The 22,328-nt window shown below is 62.8% G+C and carries 20 protein-coding genes; 12 read left to right on the top strand and 8 right to left on the bottom strand.

Annotated elements, in window-relative coordinates; genetic code table 11:
* Positions 1–17: 17 nt before the first annotated feature.
* Complete coding sequence (locus NP503_RS13055) at positions 18–1,145, bottom strand: sugar ABC transporter substrate-binding protein (protein ID WP_127273122.1); 1,128 nt, start codon at positions 1,143–1,145, stop codon at positions 18–20.
* Positions 1,146–1,364: 219 nt separating this feature from the next.
* Between NP503_RS13055 and NP503_RS13050 the strand changes: the two genes are divergently transcribed.
* From NP503_RS13050 to NP503_RS13015, 8 genes are all read left to right on the top strand, one after another.
* Positions 1,365–2,039 (top strand): GntR family transcriptional regulator, encoded by a 675-nt coding sequence (locus NP503_RS13050; RefSeq protein WP_013533053.1) that lies wholly within the window; start codon positions 1,365–1,367, stop codon positions 2,037–2,039.
* A gap of 283 nt (positions 2,040–2,322) precedes the next feature.
* Positions 2,323–3,150 (top strand): phosphogluconate dehydrogenase C-terminal domain-containing protein, encoded by an 828-nt coding sequence (locus tag NP503_RS13045; protein ID WP_127269048.1) that lies wholly within the window; start codon positions 2,323–2,325, stop codon positions 3,148–3,150.
* A gap of 328 nt (positions 3,151–3,478) precedes the next feature.
* Positions 3,479–4,420 carry a D-ribose ABC transporter substrate-binding protein gene (locus tag NP503_RS13040; RefSeq protein WP_127269049.1) on the top strand — a complete coding sequence of 314 codons (942 nt, stop codon included), beginning with the start codon at positions 3,479–3,481 and terminating at the stop codon, positions 4,418–4,420.
* A 95-nt stretch (positions 4,421–4,515) separates the two neighbouring features.
* Entirely contained in the window at positions 4,516–5,160 is a 645-nt protein-coding gene (locus NP503_RS13035) for a DUF2291 family protein (protein ID WP_127269050.1), read from the top strand.
* Positions 5,157–6,713, top strand: coding sequence for a sugar ABC transporter ATP-binding protein (locus tag NP503_RS13030; protein ID WP_127269784.1), 1,557 nt, complete (start codon positions 5,157–5,159; stop codon positions 6,711–6,713). The genes NP503_RS13035 and NP503_RS13030 overlap by 4 nt, the downstream gene beginning before the upstream one ends.
* On the top strand, positions 6,706–7,770 hold the full coding sequence (locus NP503_RS13025; RefSeq protein ID WP_027036223.1) for an ABC transporter permease: 1,065 nt from the start codon (positions 6,706–6,708) through the stop codon (positions 7,768–7,770). The genes NP503_RS13030 and NP503_RS13025 overlap by 8 nt, the downstream gene beginning before the upstream one ends.
* Before the next feature lie 2 nt (positions 7,771–7,772).
* Positions 7,773–8,807: a Gfo/Idh/MocA family protein gene (locus NP503_RS13020; protein ID WP_127268638.1), complete on the top strand. Its 1,035-nt coding sequence runs from the start codon at positions 7,773–7,775 to the stop codon at positions 8,805–8,807.
* Positions 8,804–10,645, top strand: a complete 1,842-nt coding sequence (locus NP503_RS13015; protein WP_127268637.1) for a hypothetical protein — start codon at positions 8,804–8,806, stop codon at positions 10,643–10,645. Before NP503_RS13020 ends, NP503_RS13015 begins: the two co-directional genes overlap by 4 nt.
* A gap of 2 nt (positions 10,646–10,647) precedes the next feature.
* Here NP503_RS13015 and NP503_RS13010 read toward each other — a convergent pair whose 3' ends face one another.
* Positions 10,648–11,361 carry a transcriptional regulator NanR gene (locus NP503_RS13010; RefSeq protein ID WP_063167520.1) on the bottom strand — a complete coding sequence of 238 codons (714 nt, stop codon included), beginning with the start codon at positions 11,359–11,361 and terminating at the stop codon, positions 10,648–10,650.
* A gap of 174 nt (positions 11,362–11,535) precedes the next feature.
* Between NP503_RS13010 and oiaX the strand changes: the two genes are divergently transcribed.
* The 4 genes from oiaX (at position 11,536) to dhaL (ending at position 15,932) form a co-directional block, all read left to right on the top strand.
* Positions 11,536–12,786, top strand: a complete 1,251-nt coding sequence (gene oiaX / locus NP503_RS13005; RefSeq protein ID WP_127268636.1) for a 3-oxo-isoapionate-4-phosphate decarboxylase OiaX — start codon at positions 11,536–11,538, stop codon at positions 12,784–12,786.
* 4 nt (positions 12,787–12,790) lie between these two features.
* A complete protein-coding gene (locus NP503_RS13000; RefSeq protein WP_127269788.1) occupies positions 12,791–14,125 on the top strand; it encodes a four-carbon acid sugar kinase family protein in 1,335 nt (444 codons plus the stop codon).
* 130 nt (positions 14,126–14,255) lie between these two features.
* Positions 14,256–15,263: a dihydroxyacetone kinase subunit DhaK gene (locus NP503_RS12995; RefSeq protein WP_127269790.1), complete on the top strand. Its 1,008-nt coding sequence runs from the start codon at positions 14,256–14,258 to the stop codon at positions 15,261–15,263.
* A 27-nt stretch (positions 15,264–15,290) separates the two neighbouring features.
* Positions 15,291–15,932 carry a dihydroxyacetone kinase subunit DhaL gene (gene dhaL, locus NP503_RS12990; protein WP_127269792.1) on the top strand — a complete coding sequence of 214 codons (642 nt, stop codon included), beginning with the start codon at positions 15,291–15,293 and terminating at the stop codon, positions 15,930–15,932.
* A 25-nt stretch (positions 15,933–15,957) separates the two neighbouring features.
* Here dhaL and NP503_RS12985 read toward each other — a convergent pair whose 3' ends face one another.
* The 6 genes from NP503_RS12985 to NP503_RS12960 all read right to left on the bottom strand — a co-directional run bounded on the left by NP503_RS12985 (position 15,958) and on the right by NP503_RS12960 (position 22,303).
* Positions 15,958–16,395, bottom strand: a complete 438-nt coding sequence (locus NP503_RS12985; protein ID WP_013533067.1) for an RpiB/LacA/LacB family sugar-phosphate isomerase — start codon at positions 16,393–16,395, stop codon at positions 15,958–15,960.
* Between the two features lie 33 nt (positions 16,396–16,428).
* Complete coding sequence (locus NP503_RS12980; RefSeq protein ID WP_127269794.1) at positions 16,429–17,196, bottom strand: triose-phosphate isomerase; 768 nt, start codon at positions 17,194–17,196, stop codon at positions 16,429–16,431.
* A 57-nt stretch (positions 17,197–17,253) separates the two neighbouring features.
* A complete protein-coding gene (locus tag NP503_RS12975; protein WP_127268470.1) occupies positions 17,254–18,192 on the bottom strand; it encodes a sugar phosphate isomerase/epimerase in 939 nt (312 codons plus the stop codon).
* Complete coding sequence (locus tag NP503_RS12970; RefSeq protein WP_127268471.1) at positions 18,192–19,709, bottom strand: glycerol-3-phosphate dehydrogenase; 1,518 nt, start codon at positions 19,707–19,709, stop codon at positions 18,192–18,194. Before NP503_RS12970 ends, NP503_RS12975 begins: the two co-directional genes overlap by 1 nt.
* Positions 19,706–21,265, bottom strand: a complete 1,560-nt coding sequence (locus NP503_RS12965; RefSeq protein WP_127268472.1) for an FGGY-family carbohydrate kinase — start codon at positions 21,263–21,265, stop codon at positions 19,706–19,708. Before NP503_RS12965 ends, NP503_RS12970 begins: the two co-directional genes overlap by 4 nt.
* Before the next feature lie 96 nt (positions 21,266–21,361).
* A complete protein-coding gene (locus NP503_RS12960) occupies positions 21,362–22,303 on the bottom strand; it encodes a D-ribose ABC transporter substrate-binding protein (RefSeq protein WP_013533072.1) in 942 nt (313 codons plus the stop codon).
* Between the last annotated feature and the right edge of the window lie 25 nt (positions 22,304–22,328).

Genomic DNA, 22,328 nt, shown 5'->3' with positions numbered 1-22,328 from the left:
AGATCGCCTTGGGAGGCTTATTCTTCCGGTTGTCCGACGAGGGCAGCCGCGAGGCCGACCTCGGGTGTCTGGTCCGAGAAGATCGAGGCAAACCAGCCCGGGTTGGAGACCAGCGACGGCTTGAAGGCGTTGCAGCCGGCCTTCATCTCCGCCCATGTGCCTTCGTCGCACAGCTTGATCGTCTCGTTGGTGACGACCGGCAGCGGCAGGATGGTGGTCTTAGGCACGTCCTTGCCTTCGATCGCCTCGACGGCAAGCTTCAGCGCCAGCGCACCCGAATAAGGCGGCGAGGCGTAGGAAATGCGTTGTGCGCCGGCCGGCGCGTAGGGCGCGGCCGCGCCTTCGACTTCGGTGCCCTCCGGCAGCATCTGGATGCGGCCGCCATTGGAACCTTCGCCGGCGCAAGGCAGGAGTTCGCTGGTCTTCTTGCCAGCCTCGAGCTGCATCGAGTTGGCGGTGAAGCAGCCGACCTGCATCCACAGCCCGTTGATGTCGTCCCAATTGCGGGTGGCCAGGATTTTCGAGAGCTCGGTGCGGGCGACCGCCTGGCTCCACATGCCGACAGCCTCGCCGACGATCTTGATATCAGGATATTTGGCGAAGACTTCCTTGGCGGCTTTTGTCCGCTGATCGTCGACGGATGTTCCCGGGACACCCGTGATGGCGATGATGTTGCCCTTGCCGTTGAGCTTCTTGACCAGCCATTCGGCGGTCACCCTGCCGGCTTCCAGCTGGTCGATGTGGACGTTGTAGGCACAAGGCTCGGTGATCTCGGCGTCGTAGGCAAAGACCTTCACGCCCTTGTCGCAGGCATTCTTGACGACCTGGTTGAGCGCGGTCGGGGAAATCGGATACACGACGATCGCCTCGGCGCCGCTTTGCACCATCGCGTTGATCTGCTGAATCTGGCGTTGCGCGTTGGGGCCAGCGACCTGGACCTGCAGGTCGACCTTGTCGGCCAGGCTCTTGTGGGCGGCCATGGCCTTGACCATGTTGGCCGCCTCCGCCTGCCAATCATTGCCGATGTAGCTCATGCTGAGAAAGATCTTGTGCTTCTCGGCTGCCTGCGCGGCGGACAGGCCGAAGGCGCATGCAGCCATCCCAGCCAGCAGCGCGAGCCGCCGGACTTTCGATCCGATACCCATGTGAAACTCCTCCCAAACAGAACGACCGAATGCCTCCCAAGGGCACAAAACGTAACCCTTGCCATTCGATGCCAGCGACCGTAACATCGTTTGATCAAATATCAATGATGAAATCGTTTATATCAAAACGGGCTATGTCGGCCGCTTGACGTGGCACCACGAACCTTGCATTCCCAGACAAGCAATAGTGTCGCCCTTGGGCGGGAAGGTTGACCGGAGATGGCTGGATCGGCGTTCAGGAAGCCTGGTGTCGAGATCATTCCACTGTCCAAGGAAACTCTGCAGGACCGGGTCTACAATCAGGTCACCGAACTGATCCTCGACGGCAGCATCGTACCGGGCGAGATGGTCACGGTTCAGAGCCTCGCCGACGCCTTTGGCGTCAGCCCGATGCCGGTCAGGGAAGCGCTGCGGCGCCTGACGGCAGCCAACGCGCTCACTGTGGTATCCGGACGCTCCATTGGTATTCCGGCGCTCAGCCGCGAGCGGCTCACCGATTTGCGCAATGTACGTTTTGAGATAGAGGCCATCGCCGCCGGCTGGGCCTCACAGAACCGGAGTGATGCGGATCTTGCGATTTTCGCGCGCGATCTGGACTCACTGGAACGCGCGAATGGCGCGGACGACGTAAAGGCCTATCTCAGGGCGAATTATACCTTCCACTTCGCAATCTACCGAGCAGCGGGATCCGAAACCCTGCTCAAGATCATCAAGGATCTATGGCTGCAGATCAGCCCCTATTTCAATATGCTGCATGGGTCCTACTCGACCGCGAACACATACCATCAACAGATGTTTGCGGCCCTGCGCGACCGGGACGAGCAGGCAGTTCAGGCGGCGGTTCGTGGCGATATCGATGCGGCTTTCGACATGCTGGTCGATCTTTTGAAGTAGCGCCCGGCCCGACCTCCGACCCCTATCACATGCCTCCTATTTCTGGGGATGGCAGAGCAGCGCTCATGCGCACTCAGCGGGCAAGCGCGGGCTTCTTCTGGTGATCTAGAGATCATATCCCGAGCGCGCCATCCATGATTCTCGTGCTACCGGCGGCAGCCGATGACGCGGCGAACGCATCGCATGGTCATTATCGCATTGCCAAAATCTGGTAGCGTGATTATACCAGTTGATCAGTTGACGACGCGCGATGCCGTCGCCGAAGAACAGGAGTGGTGACCAGATGACAACGATTGCGCTGTTCGGGGCTGGCGGGAAAATGGGCTACCGCCTGTCGACCAATTTTCGCGGGTCGCCCTACACGATACGCCATGTCGAGGTCAGCGATGCCGGCCGCGAACGGCTGAAGACCGGACTGGGTTTCGATACGGTCAGTGCCGACGAGGCGCTCAAGGACGCGGATGTGGTGATCCTGGCCGTTCCCGACACGCATATCGGCAAGGTAGCGGCCAGCATCGAGAGCAAGCTGGCGCCAGGCACGATGGTGGTGGTGCTCGACGCGGCGGCACCTTTCGCCGGCCATCTGCCGAAGCGGCCTGACCTCACCTATTTCGTCACTCACCCCTGCCATCCGCCGATCTTCAATGACGAGACCGACATGGCAGCCAAGAAGGACTATTTCGGCGGCGTGAAGGCCAAGCAGCACATGGTCAGCGCCCTGATGCAGGGCCCGGAAGAGGACTACGCCAAGGGCGAGGCGATCGCGAAGATCATATGGGCGCCGGTGATGCGTTCGCACCGCGTCAGCGTCGAACAGATGGCGCTGCTCGAGCCTGGCCTTTCGGAGACGGTGTGCGCCTCGTTGCTGGTGGTCATGAAAGAAGCCGTCGACGAGGTCGTGGCGCGCGGCGTCGACCAGCAGGCGGCACTCGACTTCCTGCTCGGCCATATGAACGTGCTCGGCGCCGTCATTTTCGGCGAGACCAAGGGCGTTTTCTCCGACGCATGCAACAAGGCGATCGAGTTCGGCAAGCCGGTGCTGATGCGTGACGACTGGAAGCGCGTGTTCGAACCGGAAGAGATCGCCGCCAGCATTCAGCGGATCACCTGAGAGAAGACAGGTGCTTGACGCAGCACCTCGAAGGCCCGGCATGCCATTGCCGATCCTCGGTTTTGGTAGCTCATCAGGTACATGTCACCTGAATTTGTGGTTGACTCATCATACCAGTTGGCTTAGCTGTTCATGGCTCGGATCGACAAGGTTTCGCAGGGAGCACGATGCCTGGGCAAGTGGAGGATGGCTGGGGAGCAACGATCCGTCCTGGGTAAGCCGGCAACGGTTTTCGACCCAAGCGATCCGCGGCCCGCGCTGCCTGACGAATTCGGATGCAGACAAAGCCATTGGCCGATCAAGGCAATTTTTCAAACGGGAGGACTTCATGAAACTCACACGCAGAATGACGCTTGCGGCTTTCGCCGGCATGCTGGCGCTTGGCACGGCAGTGCCCGCCTATGCGGCGGATCTCATCGCCATTATCACGCCCTCACACGACAATCCGTTCTTCAAGGCGGAAGCCGTCGGCGCGGAAGCCAAGGCCAAGGAACTCGGCTATGAGGCGCTGGTGCTGGTCCATGACGACGACGCCAACAAGCAGTCCGAGCTGATCGACACCGCGATCGGCCGCGGTGCCAAGGCGATCATCCTCGACAATGCAGGCGCGGACGCCACCGTCGCCGCCGTGCAGAAGGCCAAGGATGCGGGCATTCCGTCCTTCCTGATCGACCGCGAGATCAACGCCACCGGCGTGGCCGTGGCGCAGATCGTCTCCAACAACTACCAGGGCGCCCAGCTCGGCGCGCAGGAATTCGTCAAGCTGATGGGCGAGAAGGGCAATTTCGTCGAACTGGTCGGCAAGGAATCCGACACCAATGCCGGCATTCGTTCCAAGGGTTATCACGACGTCATCGATGACTATCCGGACCTGAAGATGGTTGCCCAGCAGTCGGCCAACTGGAGCCAGACGGAAGCCTATTCCAAGATGGAATCGATCCTGCAGGCCAACCCCGACATCAAGGGCGTGATCTCCGGCAACGATACGATGGCGATGGGCGCCTATGCGGCACTTGCCGCGGCGAACCGCAAGGACGTCATCGTCGTCGGCTTCGACGGATCGAACGACGTACGGGACTCCATCGCGTCGGGCGGTATCAAGGCAACCGTGCTGCAGCCGGCCTTCGCGCAGGCGCAGATGGCGGTCGAGCAGGCCAACGACTTCATCAAGAACAAGAAGTCGCCGGCCAAGGAAAAGCAGTTGATGGACTGCGTTCTGATCAATGGCGACAATGCCGCCAAGCTGGAGACCTTCGCGCTGACGAACTGAGCCAGCGTGATTTCAATAGCGAGGGGCGAACATCGGTTTTCGCCCCTCGCCGCCATTTTCCGTGGGCCGCCCACGATGCTGAACGACAGGCCGCCATGCTGAACACCAAGCCGAACTGGCCGACCCTTACCGTAATGGTCGGCATCAGCCTGACCGCCTGCAAGATCCTGCCTACGAAATCGGAAGCCGGAGACAACGCTCCCGCCTTCAATCCAGACAAGATGGTCGAAGAGACATGGGCGGCAAAGGTCGTGCCCTATCTCCAGCAGAAAGCCGGACCGTTTGCGCAGGTTCACACCCTGGCGACAACCGATCCATCGGCTGCCGGCGCCAAATACGGCAATCCGAACAAGCAGGCGAATTCGCCTTGGACTTTCGCGGTTCGCCTGGAAGGCAAGATCGTCACGGCCAACACGCAGTCGCGGGCAGCAACCGTCGACGTCGATATCGACGGCGACGGCAAAGCCGATGCACGAGTGCAGATCGGACCGGCGGTGCGCGGTACCGCGCTGCGCGACAGCCTGGACTTCATCCAGTTCAACGACTTCACCAACCAGATCGACTTCGCCCAGTTCGGCAAGGCGTTCAACGCTTATGCCGACAAGACGGTGCTCTCCAAGCTGCCACGCGATGCGCTGGAAGGCCGCAGCGCCAAGGTGCTCGGCGCCTATACGCTGGGGAGCGGCCAGGACCTGCCGCTGGTGACGCCGGCGGAGGCAGAGATCGGGCCGAAACCATGAGCGCGACAGCTGAGCGCGAAATCATCCTGAAGCTCGAGGACGTCTCCAAGGTCTATTCCGGCACCGTTGCGGTCAAGCGCGCCAATTTCGAGGTGCGCAAGGGCGCGGTCAACGTGCTGGTCGGTGAAAACGGCGCCGGCAAGTCGACGCTGATGAAGATCATCGCCGGTGTCGAACGGCCGACCGCCGGCCGCATCCTGCTGGAAGGTGAAGAGGTTTCCTTCTCCTCGTCCGCGGACGCGGTGAACCGCGGCATCGGCATGGTGTTCCAGGAGCTGAACCTGTTCGGCAATATGTGCGTCGCCGAGAATATTTTCGCCACCCGGGAGATCACCAACCGCTTCGGCAAGATCGACCGCGAGCAACAGGAAAACCGCGCTGCGGAATTTCTGGAACGCCTGCAAGCCGGCATACGGCCAGACATGCTGGTTGAGGATCTGCGCATCGGTCAGCAGCAGCTGGTCGAGATCGCCAAGGCGGTCTCGCTCGACGCGCGCATCCTGATCATGGACGAGCCGACCTCGGCGCTGAGCGCTGCGGAAGTCGAGATCCTGTTCAAGGTGATCGCCGACCTCAAGGCACGCGGCGTGGCGATCGTTTATATCTCGCACCGGCTCGAAGAGCTGATCCGCATCGGCGACTACATCACCGTGCTGCGTGACGGCCGCATCACCGGCCAGGAAGAGATGAAGAACGTCGACACGCAATGGATCGTTCGCCAGATGATCGGCTCCGACGCCAAGGACTTCGCCAAGGCCGACGGCCATCTTCCGGGAGAAGAGATTTTTCGTGCCGAGGAGATCTGCCTGCCCCGCGCCACCGGCGGACTTGCCGTCGACCATGTCTCGTTGTCGCTGCGTGCCGGCGAGATCCTCGGCATTTACGGCCTGATGGGCGCCGGGCGCAGCGAGCTGTTCGACTGCATCATGGGCCGTCACGGCCATTCGACGGGCGAGATCTTCATTGGCGGTATAAAGGTCAAGGAGCGCGATACGACGCGGCGCATCCGGCGTGGCCTGGCATTGATCCCCGAAGACCGTCAGCGCGAAGGGCTGGTCTCGATCCTCTCGGTCGCCAGCAATTTGACGCTGGCCAGCCTGTTGCGATTTGCCCGCCTGTTCCATATCCGTGGCGCCGACGAAAGGCAGGCGGTGACGCAGATGGTGCGGGAGCTGGCGATCAAGGTCGCCGACCCTGCGCAGGAGGTGTCGTCGCTGTCGGGCGGCAACCAGCAGAAAGTGGTGATCGGCAAGGCGCTGCTCACCGAACCCAAGGTGCTGCTGATGGACGAGCCCAGCCGAGGCATCGATGTCGGCGCCAAGGCCGACGTCTTCCGCACCATGCGCAAACTGTCCCGCGACGGTTTGGGGATTTTGTTCGCCACCTCCGACCTCGACGAGGTGATGGCGCTGTCCGACCGCATCGCGGTGATGAGCAACGGAAAACTGACCGGCATGTTCGATCGCGCCGAAGCGACGGAGGCGGCACTCGTGGCTGCATCCGCGCTTGGCCACGGACCGACCCCACGCACGGAGAGCACCGCCCATGACTGACATCCCAGCCAAAGCGGCCGCTCCCTCCACTTCCAGCGGCTCGGTGCTGCTGACCGTGATGAAGCTTCGGACGTTCATCGCGCTGATCGCCGTGCTGATCTTCTTCTCGATCGCGGCGCCGAATTTCCTATCGACCGCCAATCTGATCCTGATGTCGAAGCACGTGGCGCTGAACGCATTCCTGGCGATGGGCATGACCTTCGTCATCATCACTGGCGGCATCGACCTTTCGGTCGGCTCGATCGTCGGCCTGTGCGGTATGGTGGCCGGCTATCTCGTGCTCAACGGCATCGACCTGCAGATCGGCTACACCATCTATTTCAACGTCTTCGAGATCGCGCTGATCACACTGGCCGTCGGCATATTGATCGGCGCCGTCAACGGATTGCTGATCACCAGGCTGAACGTTGCACCGTTCATCGCCACGCTCGGCGTCCTCTACGTCGCGCGCGGCCTGGCGCTGCTGTCGTCGGATGGCCGCACCTTCCCCAACCTGGTCGGCAAACCGGAACTTGGCACCACCGGCTTCGGTTTCCTCGGTGCCGGCCGGCTGCTCGGCCTGCCGGTGGCGATCTGGATCCTGATCGTCGTTGCACTGGGAGCCGCCTATCTCGCCAAATACACGCCGCTTGGCCGCCACATCTTCGCCGTCGGCGGCAATGAACGGGCGTCGCGGATTTCAGGCGTCCGTGTCAACATGGTGAAGATGTTCGTCTATATGTTCTCCGGTTTCTGCGCGGCGATCGTCGGCCTGATCATCTCGTCCGAGCTGATGGCCTCGCATCCGGCGACAGGCGAAAGTTTCGAGCTCAACGCCATTGCGGCGGCGGTGCTCGGCGGCACCTCGATGTCGGGCGGGCGCGGCACGATCGGCGGCACCATCGTCGGCGCCTTCGTCATCGGTATTCTTTCGGACGGATTGGTGATGATGGGTGTGAGTTCGTTCTGGCAAATGGTGATCAAGGGCCTCGTCATCATCGTTGCCGTCGTCGTCGACCAGGCGCAGCGCCGGCTGCAAAGTCGGGTGACGCTGATGCAGATGGCAAAGGCAGGCTGAGCATGGCGGAGTTGCGAGGAGCGCTGATCGGCTGCGGCTTCTTTGCCGTCAACCAGATGCATGCCTGGCGCGACATAGCGGGCGCCTCGATCGTCGCCATCTGCGACCGTGACCCGGAACGGTTGCGGATCGTCGGCGACCAATTCGGCATTGCGAAGCGCTATACCGATGCGGGGGAACTTTTTGCCGGCGAAAACCTCGACTTCGTCGATATCGCCACCAGCGCGCCCAGCCATCGTCCGCTTGTCGAAATGGCGGCACAGCACCGCGTGCCGGTGATCTGCCAAAAGCCGTTCGCGCCGACGCTCGCCGATGCCAAGGCGATGGTCGGGGCATGCGCGGAAGCCGGCGTGCCGCTGATGGTGCATGAGAATTTTCGCTGGCAGTCGCCGATCCAGGCGGTGCGCGCCGTGCTCGACAGCGGCGAGATCGGTATGCCCTTCTTCGGTCGCATCTCCTTCCGCTCCGCCTATGACGTGTTTTCCGGCCAGCCCTATCTGGCGACGGGAAGGCGCTTCATCATCGAGGATCTCGGCATCCACATCCTCGACATCGCCCGCTTCCTGCTCGGCGATGTGTCCACGATCACGACGCGGACGGTGCGCATCAACCCCGGCATATCGGGCGAGGACGTCGCGACGATGCTGATGGATCACAACAGCGGTGCTACCTCGGTGGTCGACTGCAGCTACGCGACGAAGCTCGCCACGGAGCCGTTTCCCGAGACGCTGATCGAGATCGACGGCAGCGACGGCACGATCCGGCTGGCGCAGGGATATCGGCTGACCGTCACCGGCAAGAGCGGCACGGCCGTCACCGACGTTTCGCCGCCGCTGCTGCCGTGGGCGTCGCGGCCTTGGCACAACATCCAGGAAAGCGTCGTCGCCATCCAGCAGCACTGGGTCGATTGCCTGGCAAAGGGCGTACAACCGGCGACCTCGGGTGCGGACAATCTCAAGACGTTCGCGCTGGTCGAGGCCGCCTATGCTGGGGCCGCGAGCCGGCAACCGGTGCAACTCGACGCCTCGCTGAAATGACCGCCGACGCCTTCCTGCTCTACGGCACGCGTACGGTCGAGGTCGAGCCGGTCAGGCTCAGCGCGGGCGCGCTCAGCGCGGACTTCGTCAATGGCAATCTGCGCACCATTCAGCATGGCGGCACCGAAGTGCTACGCGCCGTCGCCTATATCGTGCGTGACCGCGACTGGGGCACCTATGAGCCAAATTTGACGGACCTGATCATCGACCAGGCTGCCGACGCTTTTTCGGTCAGCTATTCGGCAAGCTGCCTGGCCCCCGATGGAACCCGGCTCGGCTTCCGCGCCACCATCAAAGGCTCCGCCGATGGCCGTCTGGTCTTCGAGGTCAGCGCCCTTCCCGAGAGCGATTTCGAAACCAACCGCTGCGGCTTCTGCATCCTTCACCCGATCGCCGACCTCGCCGGCAGCCCGGTCAAGGTCGAGCATACGGACGGCAGCGTGGAGGCGACAAAGCTTCCCGAACTGATAGACCCCTGGCAGCCTTTCAAGGATATCCGCGCCATCACCCATCAGGTTCGGCCTGGCGTCACCGCCGAATGCCGGATGGAAAGCGATACTTTCGAAATGGAGGACCAGCGCAACTGGTCGGACGCCTCCTACAAGACCTATGTGCGACCGCTGGCGCTGCCCTGGCCCTATGTGCTGCCTGCCGGCCAAACCCTGCGCCAGACGATCAGCCTGCGCATCGCAGGTGAAGGCAAAGCGCCGGCTGCCGCCGTGGCCAGCGAACCGGTCCGCGTCGAACTCGGCGAAGCCGGGCCAACGCTGCCGGATGTCGGCGTGGTCATCTATCCCGAAGATGTCGAGACGGCACTGGCGAACCTCTCCACGCTGACGACACTCGGCCCACAACAGCTGCTGTTTCACTACGATCCGACGCGCGGCCACGGGCTCGACGCCTTGCGCGCTTTCGCCCGGCTCGCAAATGCCCACGCTGCCGCAACGACCCTCGAATGCGTCGTTGTGTGCGCCGGCGATCTTGACGCCGAGATGTCAGGTGTCGCCGACCTGGTGCGCCAGGCCGGGCTAAAACTCTCGGCCATTGCCGTGTCGCCTTCGGTCGACCGGCAGTCGACACCGCCGGGCAGCACGTGGCCGGACTGTCCGCCGCTCGAGGATGTTTACGCGGCCGCGCGGCGCGCCTTTCCGGATATCCGCCTCGGCGGCGGCATGTTCAGCTACTTCACCGAACTCAACCGCAAGCGCGTGCCGGCGGACCAGCTCGATTTCATCACCCATTGTACTTGCCCGATCGTGCATGCCGCCGACGATCTCAGCATCATGCAATCGCTGGAGGCGCTGCCTTTCATCACCCAATCGGCGCGGGCGATGATCTTCGGGGCAAAGCCCTATCGGATCGGCCCGTCGACGATTGCCATGCGCCAGAACCCCTATGGCAGCGCGACCAAACCCAATGCCGGGGGACAGCGCGTTGCCATGGCCGCCAGCGATCCTCGCCACACCGGTCAGTTCGCTGCTGCATGGACGATCGGATATGCCGCGCGCGTCGCGCCCGCTGGACTGGAACAGCTCACGCTCTCCAGCTTCACCGGACCGTTCGGCGTGCTGGCGTCATCCGGAGAACCCGTCGCGGAAGGATCGCGCCGGCCGATCTTCGGGGCCATCAAGGGGCTTTGCGAGCTGGCCGGCCTTGCGCATGTGTCGGCAAGGACGAGCGATGAAACCAAGGTGCTGGCGCTGGCCGGGCGCTCCGCCTCGGGCAAGACAATCGCGTGGCTGGCGAACCTGACGGCGGAAGACGTGCAGGTCGACATTTCAGCTTTTGACCGAGGCCAGGTCGTGATGACGCCTTACGCGATCACCCGGCTCGGCTGAAGTTACTTTTCGGAATTCATCACATAGAGCGCGCGCGAGCGTTCGAGATGCTTGATCATCGCCTTCTCGGCGCCATCGGCATCCTTCTTCTCGATGCGGCCGATGATCTCTTCGTGCTCGGTCAGCGTGAACTTTTCCTTGCCGGTCCAGATCAGCATTTCGGTGTGGTATTCCTTCAGCCAGCCCAGCATCGCCTCGCTGACGGCAACATAGATCGGGTTACCGGAGATCGCGGCGATCTGCGTATGGAATTTCATGTCGGCGGAGATGAAGGCTTCGGAATCGCCGCGAAAGCCGCGCTGTTCGGCAACGGTGGCCCTGAGCCGCAGCACATCCTCGGCGGTGGCCTTTTCGGCGGCTTCCCTGACCATGCCGCGCTCGAAGAAGATGCGCGCGGTCTTCAGGTGCTCCAGCGTGTCCTTCGACGACGACAGGATGATCTTGGCGGCGCCATCGACCTGCTTGATGATCGACTTGGCGGTCAGCTGCAGCACCTTGGCGCGCTCGCCATGCGAGATCGCGACCAGGCCCATATTGCTCAGCGCCTGCATCGCCTCGCGAATCGCCGGCCTGCCGACCTCGAAACGCTCCATCAGTTCGCGTTCCGAAGGCATGTCGTCGCCCGGCATCAATTCGCCGCTGGTAATGAGGCGTTTCAGCCGCAAGAAGACCTCATCGGAAAGCTTGCGCCGGACAATCGGTTCCGAACGGTTCATCGTCGCGAATCACTCCCTTGACCCGGCCCTATCTAACACTGCCGCCACAATTCCCGGAATTGCCGTCTGTCGATCCGACTGCCGGATATGGCTTGCAATACTTATGTACTCATTATACCAGATTTGAAACACCAGTGAACCTTTTTCGAACGCCTCGGCTTGAGACAGCGGACCATGATAACCCTCACCTACCGCATCGAAACGCCTGGAAGCATCGAAGCGCTGGCGGCCAAGATCGCCAGCGATCAGTCGACCGGCACCTTCGTCGCGCTGCCCGGCGAGACCGAGGAACTGAAAGCCCGGGTGGCGGCGCGCGTGCTGGCGATACGGCCTCTGGCCGATGCCGAGCGGCCGTCGCTTCCCGACAGCGGCAACGGGCCGTTCAGGCGCGCCGATATCGATATCGCCTTTCCATTCGATGCCATCGGCACCGACCTTTCGGCACTGATGACCATTGCCATCGGTGGCACCTATTCGATCAAGGGCCTCACCGGGATTCGCATCGTCGACATGAAATTGCCGGAGGAGTATCGCGGCGCGCATCCCGGCCCCCAGTTCGGTGTCGCCGGCAGCCGCCGGCTGACTGGTGTGATGGACCGTCCGATCATCGGCACGATCGTCAAGCCGGCGCTGGGCTTGCGGCCACATGAGACGGCCGCAATGGTGGCGGAACTGATCGCCGCCGGTGTCGACTTCATCAAGGACGACGAGAAGCTGATGAGCCCGGCCTATTCGCCCCTGTCGGAACGAGTGAAGGCGATCGTGCCGCTGATCCTCGACCACGAGCAGAAGACCGGCAAGAAGGTGATGTATGCCTTCGGCATCTCGCATGCCGACCCCGATGAGATGATGCGCAACCACGATATGGTGGCGAAGGCTGGCGGCAATTGCGCTGTCATCAACATCAATTCGATCGGCTTCGGTGGCATGGCGTTCCTGAGGAAGCGCTCCAGTCTGGTGCTGCATGCTCACCGCAACGGCTGGGACATCCTCACCCGGCACCCCGGGCTAGGCATGGACTTCAAGGTCTGGCAGCAATTCTGGCGACTGCTCGGCGTCGACCAGTTCCAGATCAACGGCATCGCCTCGAAATACTGGGAGCCGGACGACTCTTTCGTCGAATCGTTCAAGGCGGTGACGACACCGATCTTTTCACCCGAGGACTGCGCCTTGCCGGTGGCGGGCTCTGGCCAGTGGGGTGGCCAGGCTCCTGAGACATATGCGCGGACCGGACGGACCGTCGATCTTCTCTATCTCTGCGGCGGCGGCATCGTCAGCCATCCGGACGGGCCGGGCGCCGGTGTGCGCGCCGTGCAGCAGGCCTGGCAAGCGGCGGTCGACGGCATTCCGCTGGCGGACTTCGCCCTGAACCATCCCGAACTGGCGCGGTCGATCGAAAAATTCGGCGACGGCAAGGCAGCCTGAGACGATGCAGGACCTGCTTCTCAGCTATTACGGCGACGACCTGACCGGCTCGACCGATGTGATGGAGGCGCTCGAGCTCGGTGGTGTGCCGACCGTGCTGTTCATGCGCCAGCCGGACGATGCCTTGCTTTCACGATTTGCCCATTGCCGGGCGATCGGCCTCGCCGGCACCAGCCGCAGCGAGACACCGCGATGGATGGACACATACCTGCGCGATGCCTTTGCCTGGCTGAAGACACTGAATGCCGAGATTTGTCACTACAAGGTCTGCTCGACCTTCGATTCCAGCCCGACGATCGGCAGCATCGGCCGGGCCACCGAGATCGGCCGCTCGGTGTTCGCGCAAGCCAGCGTGCCGCTGCTGGTCGGCGCGCCGCAGCTCAAGCGCTACACCGCCTTCGGCCACCTGTTCGCCGCCTATCGCGACCAATATTTCCGCATCGACCGCCACCCGGTGATGAGCCGCCACCCGACGACGCCGATGGATGAGTCGGACCTGCTGATCCATCTGTCGCGGCAGACGGCGCTGAGCTCGGGGCTGGTCGACCTTGCGACGCTGCAGTCGGCGTCGCGGTCGGTGGCGTTCGATCGCATGATCGGAAACGGCACCGGCATCGTGCTTGTCGATGTCGACAATCTGGAAACCCAGGCCCTTGCCGGCAAGGAGCTGTGGCGCGTTCGCAAGCCCGGCGGTTCTTTTGTCGTCGGCTCGTCCGGGGTCGAGTATGCGTTGCTGGCCGAATGGGCGTCGAATGGCATTGTCGGCGCCGGACATGGCTTCACGCCACCGGGCGCAGCCGAGCGGATAGCCGTCGTGTCGGGCAGTTGCTCGCCGACCACGGAACGGCAGATCCGGCATGCCCTGACCGACGGTTTCGACGGCATCGAGGTCGACCCGGTCGAACTGGTTTCGGAGGCTTCGCAGCAGTCGATCACGCGCGCAACGGCAAGCGGCCGTGCCAGTCTGCAAGCCGGGCGCAGCGTCATCCTCTACACCGCGCTTGGTCCCACTGCCGACAGGGGCGCCGAAATCGACCGGCAGGAAGGCGCCCGCCACAGGCTTGGCCGCGGACTCGGAGAAATCCTTCGCAGCCTGACGATCGAACAGAGCCTGCGGCGCGTGGTCATTGCCGGCGGCGATACGTCGAGCCACGCGCTGGGCGAGATGGGTGTCGATGCCCTGACAATCCGCATGCCGCTGCCCGCTTCGCCGGGTTCGCCGCTCTGCGTTGCTCACGCGCGCGTCAAGGCGATCGACGGCTTGGAGGTCGCGCTCAAGGGCGGCCAGGTCGGAACCGATCGCTATTTCTCAGCCATCCGCGACGGCCTCGGCGGTTGAAACAACTAACGCCTACGTCCAGGTGATAGCCTGCGGGAACACCTCTGCGCACGAAATGCTCCTTGCCGGGTGGAAATCCCGGTAACACCCGGTATTATCTGCGAAAATGCCGAAATCGGGAGGATGCCGGGTGCAGACCAAGAAGATCATCAATGCCGGCAACCGCGCCGTCGACGAGATGCTGGAAGGCATCCTGGCAGCCCATCCCCGCCATCTCAAAAGCGTGGAGGGTAGCCCACGCTCCATCATCGCCTGCGACGGACCGCGCCAGGGCAAGGTGGGCCTCGTCATTGGCGGCGGCTCGGGCCACGAGCCGAGCTTTCTTGGCTTCGTCGGCAAGGGATTGGCCGATGCGGCGGCCATCGGCAATGTCTTCGCCTCGCCACCGCCGGACCCGATCCTCGAATGCGCAAAGGCAGTCAGCGGCGGCGCCGGCGTGCTGTTCATGTACGGCAACTATGCCGGCGACGTGATGAATTTCGACATGGCGGCCGAGATGGCCGCCATGGACGACATCGAGGTGCGCACGGTGCTGAGCACCGACGACGTCGCCTCGGCACCGCGCGACCAGCGGCACAAGAGGCGCGGCGTCGCCGGCAATTTCTTCATCTTTAAGGCGGCCGGTGCCGCCTGCGACCGGATGCTGTCCTTCGACGAATGCGAGCGCATCGCCGGCAAGGCCAACGACCACACCTTCACCATGGGCGTGGCGCTGTCGCCCTGTTCGCTGCCGCAGACCCGCCGGCCGAATTTCGAGATCGGGCCGGACGAGATGGAGATCGGCATGGGCATCCATGGCGAGCCGGGCATCGCGCGCGAAAAGTTGAAAACAGCCGACGAGATCACCGACGAGATGCTGGACAGGATCCTCGACGAGATGGCGCCTACGCGCGGCGACAAGGTCGCGGTGCTCGTCAATTCGCTGGGCTCAACGCCGCTGATGGAACTCTACATCATGAACCGGCGCGTGAAGCAGAGGCTCGATGAGATCGGTGTGTCCATACACGCAAGCTGGGTCGGCAATTACTGCACCTCGCTCGAAATGGCTGGTGCATCGATCACGCTGCACCAACTCGACGGCGAGTTGCAGACGATGCTGGATCACCCCTGCGACTGCGCCATGTTTCGCGCCGGCTAAACCCACTTCTGTGGCAAGGACTAAGACATGACGACAATCGACACCGCCCACCTTGTCGCGATGTTCGCGGCGATCGCAACCGCCATGTCCGCCGACCGGGACCGACTGTGCGCGCTTGACGGGGTTATCGGCGACGCCGACCACGGCATCGCGATGGAGCTTGGATTTTCCGCTGCACGCGATGCCGTCGCCGCACTGGATGCAGAGGCAACCGACCCGACCACCTTGCTGAACACCGCTGCCAAATCGTTCCTGAATGCCGTCGGCGCTTCCTCCGGGCCGCTCTATGCGACCGCGTTCATGCGGGGCGCGGCAGCCGTCAAGGGCAAGACGACGCTCGACGATTCGGACGTGGTCGCCCTGTTCCAGGCTATGGCCAAGGGCATTCAGGATCGCGGCAAGGCCGAGCCTGGCGAAAAGACGATGATCGATGCATGGGCGCCGGCTGCGCAGGCAGCGGGCGAAGCGCTGACCTCCGGCAAGGATCTGGCGGGCAGTCTCGAAGCTGCTGCACAAGCGGCAAACGCAGGCGCGGAGGCGACTAAGTCGATGGTCGCCACGAAAGGCCGGGCATCGCGCCTCGGCGAACGCTCGCTTGGCCACATGGACCCGGGCGCAGCGTCCGCCGTTACCGTGATCGAGGCGATGCGGGTCGCCTTGACCAGTTAACTCAGTAACGGGTTCCCCGCGTCTTTCAGCGCTTGGCGTCGAGCTTGTCGATGGCCTGCACGTTTGTGGCGGAGGGGCCATTCGGATCGAACTCCGAGGCCAACCATGCGTCGGCGATCGATTTCGCTAGTTCGGGACCGATGACGCGGGCGCCCATGGTGATGATCTGGGCGTTGTTGGACTTGGCGGCGCGCTCGGCGGAATAGGTGTCGTGGGTCAATGCGGCGCGAATGCCCGGGACCTTGTTGGCGGAGATGCTGACGCCGATGCCGGTGCCGCAAAACAGGATGGCCCGGTCGTAATTGCCGTCGAGAATTTCGTGGCCGACCGAGGCGGCGATATCGGCGTAGAATCCGGCCTGGCTTAGGTCGACGACCTGCAGTTCCGGCTTGGTGGCGAGATGCTTGGCGATGACGTCGAGCAGCGGCTTGCCGGCGCTGTCGGCTCCGAGTGCGATCTTCATGATGATGAGCTCCTTTGCTAGGTCTTTTGGCAGTCAGCGCGCGATGGCGGCCGACGCCTTTTTCAGAATGTCGATATAGCCTTCCGCTTGCCACGCCGAGCGGCCGATGAACAGGCCATCGATATGCGGCTGGCCGATGAGTTCGGCCGCGTTGCCTGGATTGACGCTGCCACCATAAAGCACAGGTGGAGCAATCGGCAGCCGGTCGGCGGCAACCTTCTTGATCAGCTGTTGCTGCCTGTCGGCATAGTCGGCGCTTGCGGGAATGCCCTTCTCGCCGATTGCCCAGACGGGCTCGTAGGCAAAGAGGATTTCCGCCTTCAGTTGATCGCCGCTCAGCTCTTGCAGCGCGCCGAGAACCTGTGCCGTCAGCACCGCCTCGGCGCGGCCTGATTCACGCTCAGCCAGCGTCTCGCCGACGCAGATCAGCGGCACGAAACCGTGCCTGACAGCGGCCGCCGTTTTTAGTCCCACAGTCGCATCGGCCTCGCCGAAATGCTCGCGGCGCTCGCTATGGCCGAGTTCGATCACATCCAGCCCGCAATCTTTCAACATCACCGGCGAGATCTCCCCCGTCCAGGCGCCAGCATCGGCCCAATGCATGTTCTGGGCACCGATCTTGACGCGGGTGTTGGCCAGCGCGGCCTTGACCTGGCGCGCTGCGGTGAACGGCGGAATGACGAAGGGCTGTATTGCCAGATCGAAATCGGGCACAAAGGCCGCCAGCGCATCGGCGAACTGCAACGCCTCCGACAGCGTCTTGTTCATCTTCCAGCTCGTGCCGACCCAATATGGGGCCATTCTTCTTCTCCTTCGATACTTTTGCGGCCGAAGCCGGCTTTCGGGCGACGTATTCGCTCAGGTCCGGGGCTTGAGACTGTCGCGACCGCTGTCGATATGAGGGGCCCAGAAATCCACCGACTCGCGGATCATCTCGATAACCTGATGGTCGACTGGTTCCCTCTCCCTGAAGGAAAGTTCAAGGCAAATTTCATTGTCGGTTCCACCGCCCTGCCGAACCGCGTCCAGCAGCTTCTGCGGCACTATGCGGCCGTCCTTGTTGTAGGCGGCCGTGAACGGCCAGTGCCCGCCCTTGTTCATGGAAGACTGCTTGATGTGGATGATCGGCGATTGCAATGGAAACGCTTTCGCCCAAGCATAGGGATCGGTATCGGCAGGATCGGCCGAGGTCACGTCGCCATGGTCGATATCCACCATCATCTTCATCGGTATGGGCAGCTTCGCCGCATCGATGGCGCCTTGCAGCGTGGCGCAGCTTTCGATCGTGTGGCCGAACTCGCGGCCGACCGACATCGGCTCCCAGAACAGGTATGTCAGACCCGCCGCCTTGGCGTGTTCGGCCACCTCGCGCCAGCACTCGAGGGCGATATCGAGAAGCGCTGCCCGCCGTTGCGGATGGTCAAAGTCCTTGTGGGTGAAGATGGCGAACTGCGTGCCCATGCCCGACGCACCGAGTTCCGCGGAAATATCGGCGAAGGTCTTGAACCAGTCGACATAATAGCGCCGCACATCCGCATCCGGGTGGCCGAAATGGTTGAGCCGGCCATAAGGCCCCGTCATGCCGGAGGTGATCTTGACACCGGTCCGCGCCAAGGCGCTGTTGAACCGGCGCAGGAATTTGGCAATCGTCGCCGCCGGCCAGCCCGGATTGACGAATTCATGCGTCAGCTGCACGTCGCGGATGCCGATGCCATAGGCGATCGCATCGATCAGATCGTCTGGATCGGCGAAACGATTGACCAGCGGATTGGTGTTGAGGGAAAGCGTGAAGGCCATCAGTCCGCCGTCGCCATGATGTTATCGAACCAGTCTTCGAATGCTTTCCGTTCGGCCGCATCGATATGCAGGCCATGTTTGGTGCGGCGTTCCAGTATATCGGCTGATGTGCCGGCCCATTCGGTCTCGGCCAGGAACCTTGCCTCCCGTTCATATAGATCGGGACCGAAGCGGCGGCCGAGATCGGCTTCGCGCTGTGCGCCAGCGAGCAATTGCCTGGCGCGGGTGCCATAGCTTCGCGCGTAATGCTTCACCAGCGACGGGCTGAGCCATGAAAACTCGGAATGCAGATCGCTCAGGAACTGCTCGAAGTCCGCATTGGGCAGGTCGCCTCCCGGCAAGGGAATTTTGGCCGTCCAGGCTTTCTTCATCATCGGAAAAAACGGCTGGATCTTTTCCAGCGCGTGTTCCGACAGCTTGCGGAAGGTGGTGATCTTGCCGCCGAATACCGAAAGCAGCGGCGCGTTGCCGTTGGAGGCGTCGAGTTCGAAAATATAGTCGCGCGTCACCGCGCTTGGATTGTCGGCATTGTCGTCATAGAGCGGACGCACGCCCGAGAAACTGTAGACCACGTCCTGTGGCGTCAGCTGCCGCTTGAAATAGCGATTGACCACCTTGATCAGATAGTCGACTTCGCTGGCCTCGGCGACCACTTCCTCGGGCCTGCCTTCGTAGGGAATGTCGGTGGTGCCAATCAGCGCCAGATCGTTCTCATACGGATTGACGAAGATCACCCGCTTGTCGTTGTTCTGAATGAGATAGGCTTGCCGCCCCTCCCAGAATTTGGGCACGACGATATGGCTGCCCTTCACCAGACGAACATTGCGGGTGGAATTCTGGCCGGCGACGCGGCTGACAATGTCGTTGACCCAGGGGCCTGCCGCGTTGACCAGCGCCCGCGCCCGGACCTTCGTCACCGAACCCGTGCGACCATCCTGCATGTCGATCGACCACAGTCCGTTTTCGCGACGGGCCGCGACACAGGCGGTGCGCGTGAGCACTCTGGCACCGCGCTGCCGGGCATCCAGAGCGTTGAGCAGCACCAGGCGCGCATCGTCGACCCAGCAGTCGGAATATTCGAAACCGCGCTTGAACTCGTCCTTGATTGGCGCACCTTCCGGCGCAGTCTTGAGGTTCAGTGTTCTTGTCCCCGGCAGGCGTTTACGGCCGCCAAGGTGGTCGTAGAGAAACAGCCCGAGCCGGACCAGCCATGCCGGCCTGTCTTGCGGGCTGTGCGGAAGAACGAAGCGCATCGGCCAGATGATGTGCGGCGCCGCCTCGAGCAGCACCTCGCGTTCGATCAGTGCTTCGCGAACCAGCCGGAATTCATAATATTCGAGGTAGCGCAGGCCGCCATGCACCAGCTTGCCGGAGCGCGAGCTCGTGCCTTGCGCGAGATCGTCCTTTTCGCACAGGATGACGGACAGCCCGCGACCTGCCGCATCACGCGCTATGCCGGCTCCATTGACGCCGCCGCCGATCACGAAGAGATCGACGACATCTGTTGTATTGCTCAAGATCCTGCTCCTGTGCGGTGCGCCATGCCCTTCCACACCGGCCGAAGCGCCTGACGCGCTGCAACGAAGGAAGGGAAGAGGGCATCGTAGGTTTGCGAAAGCGCCTCGTCATAGGCATCGCAGTCGCCGAGAAGCGGCGTCACCCATTCGGCGGCGCAGTCTTCCATCGAGCCATAGACGCCGAGGCCGACCGCGGCCATCATCGCGGCGCCTGCCGCGCCGGCTTCCTGGCGACTGCTGGTGCGCACCTGTGCCCTTGTCGCCGCTGCGATGATGCGGCGTAGGGACGGGCTGCGCGCGGCGCCGCCCGACAGGCGGATTTCGCCCGGCACGGCGCCCATCGCCTGGTAGCAATCGCGTGCGGCGAAGGCCAGTCCCTCGAGGACGCCGCGCGCCAGATCGCCAAAGCCATGCTTGACCGAAAGGCCGATGAATCCCGCGCGTGCGTCAGGATCGACGAACGGTCCTCTTTCACCGGCCAGCGATATATAAGGCTGGTAGATCAGCGAACCAGGCTCCGATGCTTCCACCCAAGCGTCGAGGGCCTTCAGCAACTCGTCATGAGAAGGCTTGCCGCCAGCCGTGGCGAGCACGTCGCGCGCTAGGCCAAGCACCCAATCTATGTTGAGCGTCGCCGCCATGTTGGACTGCAATTGGGCAAAGGCGCCTGGAATAGGCATGGCGATCGTGTAGCCGGAGCCATCGTCGTTCAGCACGACATCGTCGGGAGTGGCGGCAAAGCGTGTGTGTATGCCGGTCGAGCCGATGACCGTGCAGCCGACATTGCCCGAGGGATCATAGAGGCCGGCTCCGAGCGCCGTCATGACCATATCGACGTAACCCAGCACCACCGGCGTGCCTTCGAGCAGGCCGGTCTCTGCCGCCGCCGACCGCGACAGCGGATGATGGTCGGTGGTGCCTTCGAGCATGGGAGGCAACAGGCGGCGATGCGTCGTCAGATCCAGGATGTCGAGGGCTTCGTCGGAATAGCTGCGCGACCGAAAATCGCCGAAGGTGAAGGTTCCCTCGGAGGGATCCGTGGCGCGTTCGCCTGTCATCTTGAAGTAGAGCCAATCCTTGCAATGCAGGGCGGTCGCCGCCCGCTCCAGCATGTCGGAATAGTTTTTTTTCATGAAGGCAAGCTGGGCGCCTTGCTGGCAGGAATTGAGACCCGTGCCGGTCAACTCGAACCGCCTGCGATCCCGGGGATCGGCGCGCATCTCGTCCACCAAATGTCCAGCGCGGGCATCGAGCCACAGCCAGGCGCGCGAGACAGGCAAGCCCTCGCCATCGATCAGCCAGGTTCCGTCGCCCTGCCCGGTGATGGCCACCGCTGCGGTTCGTTGCGCGAGGTCGGGAACCTTGGCCGCGAGATCGCGAACGGTCCGCGCCATGTCGCGCCAGGTCTGGTCGAGGTCCTGCTCGGCGCCGCCGCCTTCCAGCGTGACGAAGCTGTTGGGCACCGACGTCATGGCGAGCTGCCGCCCGGACAGGTCGAAAGCGATCGATTTGATCACCGACGTTCCCGCGTCGATGCCGATCAGCAGGTCTTTCATGCCGCAAATTCCGGTTGGTTGCGAAGGCGGTTCACGAGGGCAGTCATTTCGTAGAAGAGGCAGGGAGTGTCCGCAAGGACACCCCCTGTACAGGTATTACTCAGACAGCACGAAGGGTGCGGTGTACTTGTCGACATTGTCCTTGGTGATGAGAAGGCAATCGAACAGCTGCTTCTCGGTCGCCGCACCGGTGGCACCTGTCTTGATGAACGAGTCCGCCTGCTGCACGGCCTTGGCCGAGAAGATGGCGACCGGCTGAAGCACGGTGTACTGCAGTTCGCCGGACTTGATCGCCGCAACCGCATCCGGGGAGCCGTCGAAGCCGCCGACCTTGATGCCGGCGAGCTTGCCGGCTTCCTTCAGCGCCGCAACCGCGCCAAGCGCCATCTCGTCATTGCCGCTGATCACGGCGATGATGTCGGGATTGGCCTGCAGCATGCTCTGCATCTTGTCGTGGCCCTGGGTACGATCCCAGTTGGCGACCTGCGAAGCAGCCTTTTCGAGATCCGGGTACTGGCTCAGCACAGTCGCGTAACCGTTCGAGCGCGTAGCGGCGTTGTTGTCAGACGGGGCGCCGAGCAGTTCGACATATTTGCCCTTTTCGCCGACGGCCTGCACCCACTGCTGGGCACCGAGAGCAGCGCCTTGCGCGTTGTTGGAAACGAGCTGACCCTTGGCGAGGCCTTCCTGATTGATCTCGGCATTGACGAGGAACACCGGGATGTTGGCTGCAATCGCCTTCTTCACCGCACCGACAGAGCCGTCAGCGTTGGCCGGATCGAGGATGATCGCCACCGACTTGTTGGTGATGGCGGTGTCGATCAAATTGCTTTCGGTATTGGTATCGCCCTTGTGGGCGCCGACATTGGCTGTATAGCCAAGCTTCTCGGCCTCGGCCTTGGCGACGTTGCCCTCAGTCAGCCAGTAGGGGTTGGCCGGATCGTTGACGATGATCGAGATCAGGCCCGCGGCTGACGCGGCGGCCGTGAACCCGACGACCATCGCGGCGGCGAGCAGACTTTTCAGCATGGTTTTCATGTACATTCCTCCAATGATTACGCGG

Origin of the sequence: Mesorhizobium sp. SEMIA396, assembly GCF_024518615.1 — a bacterium.
Lineage (GTDB): Bacteria > Pseudomonadota > Alphaproteobacteria > Rhizobiales > Rhizobiaceae > Mesorhizobium.
The sequence above is the reverse complement of the archived record's forward strand: the minus strand, read 5'-3'. Positions and strand labels throughout refer to the sequence as shown.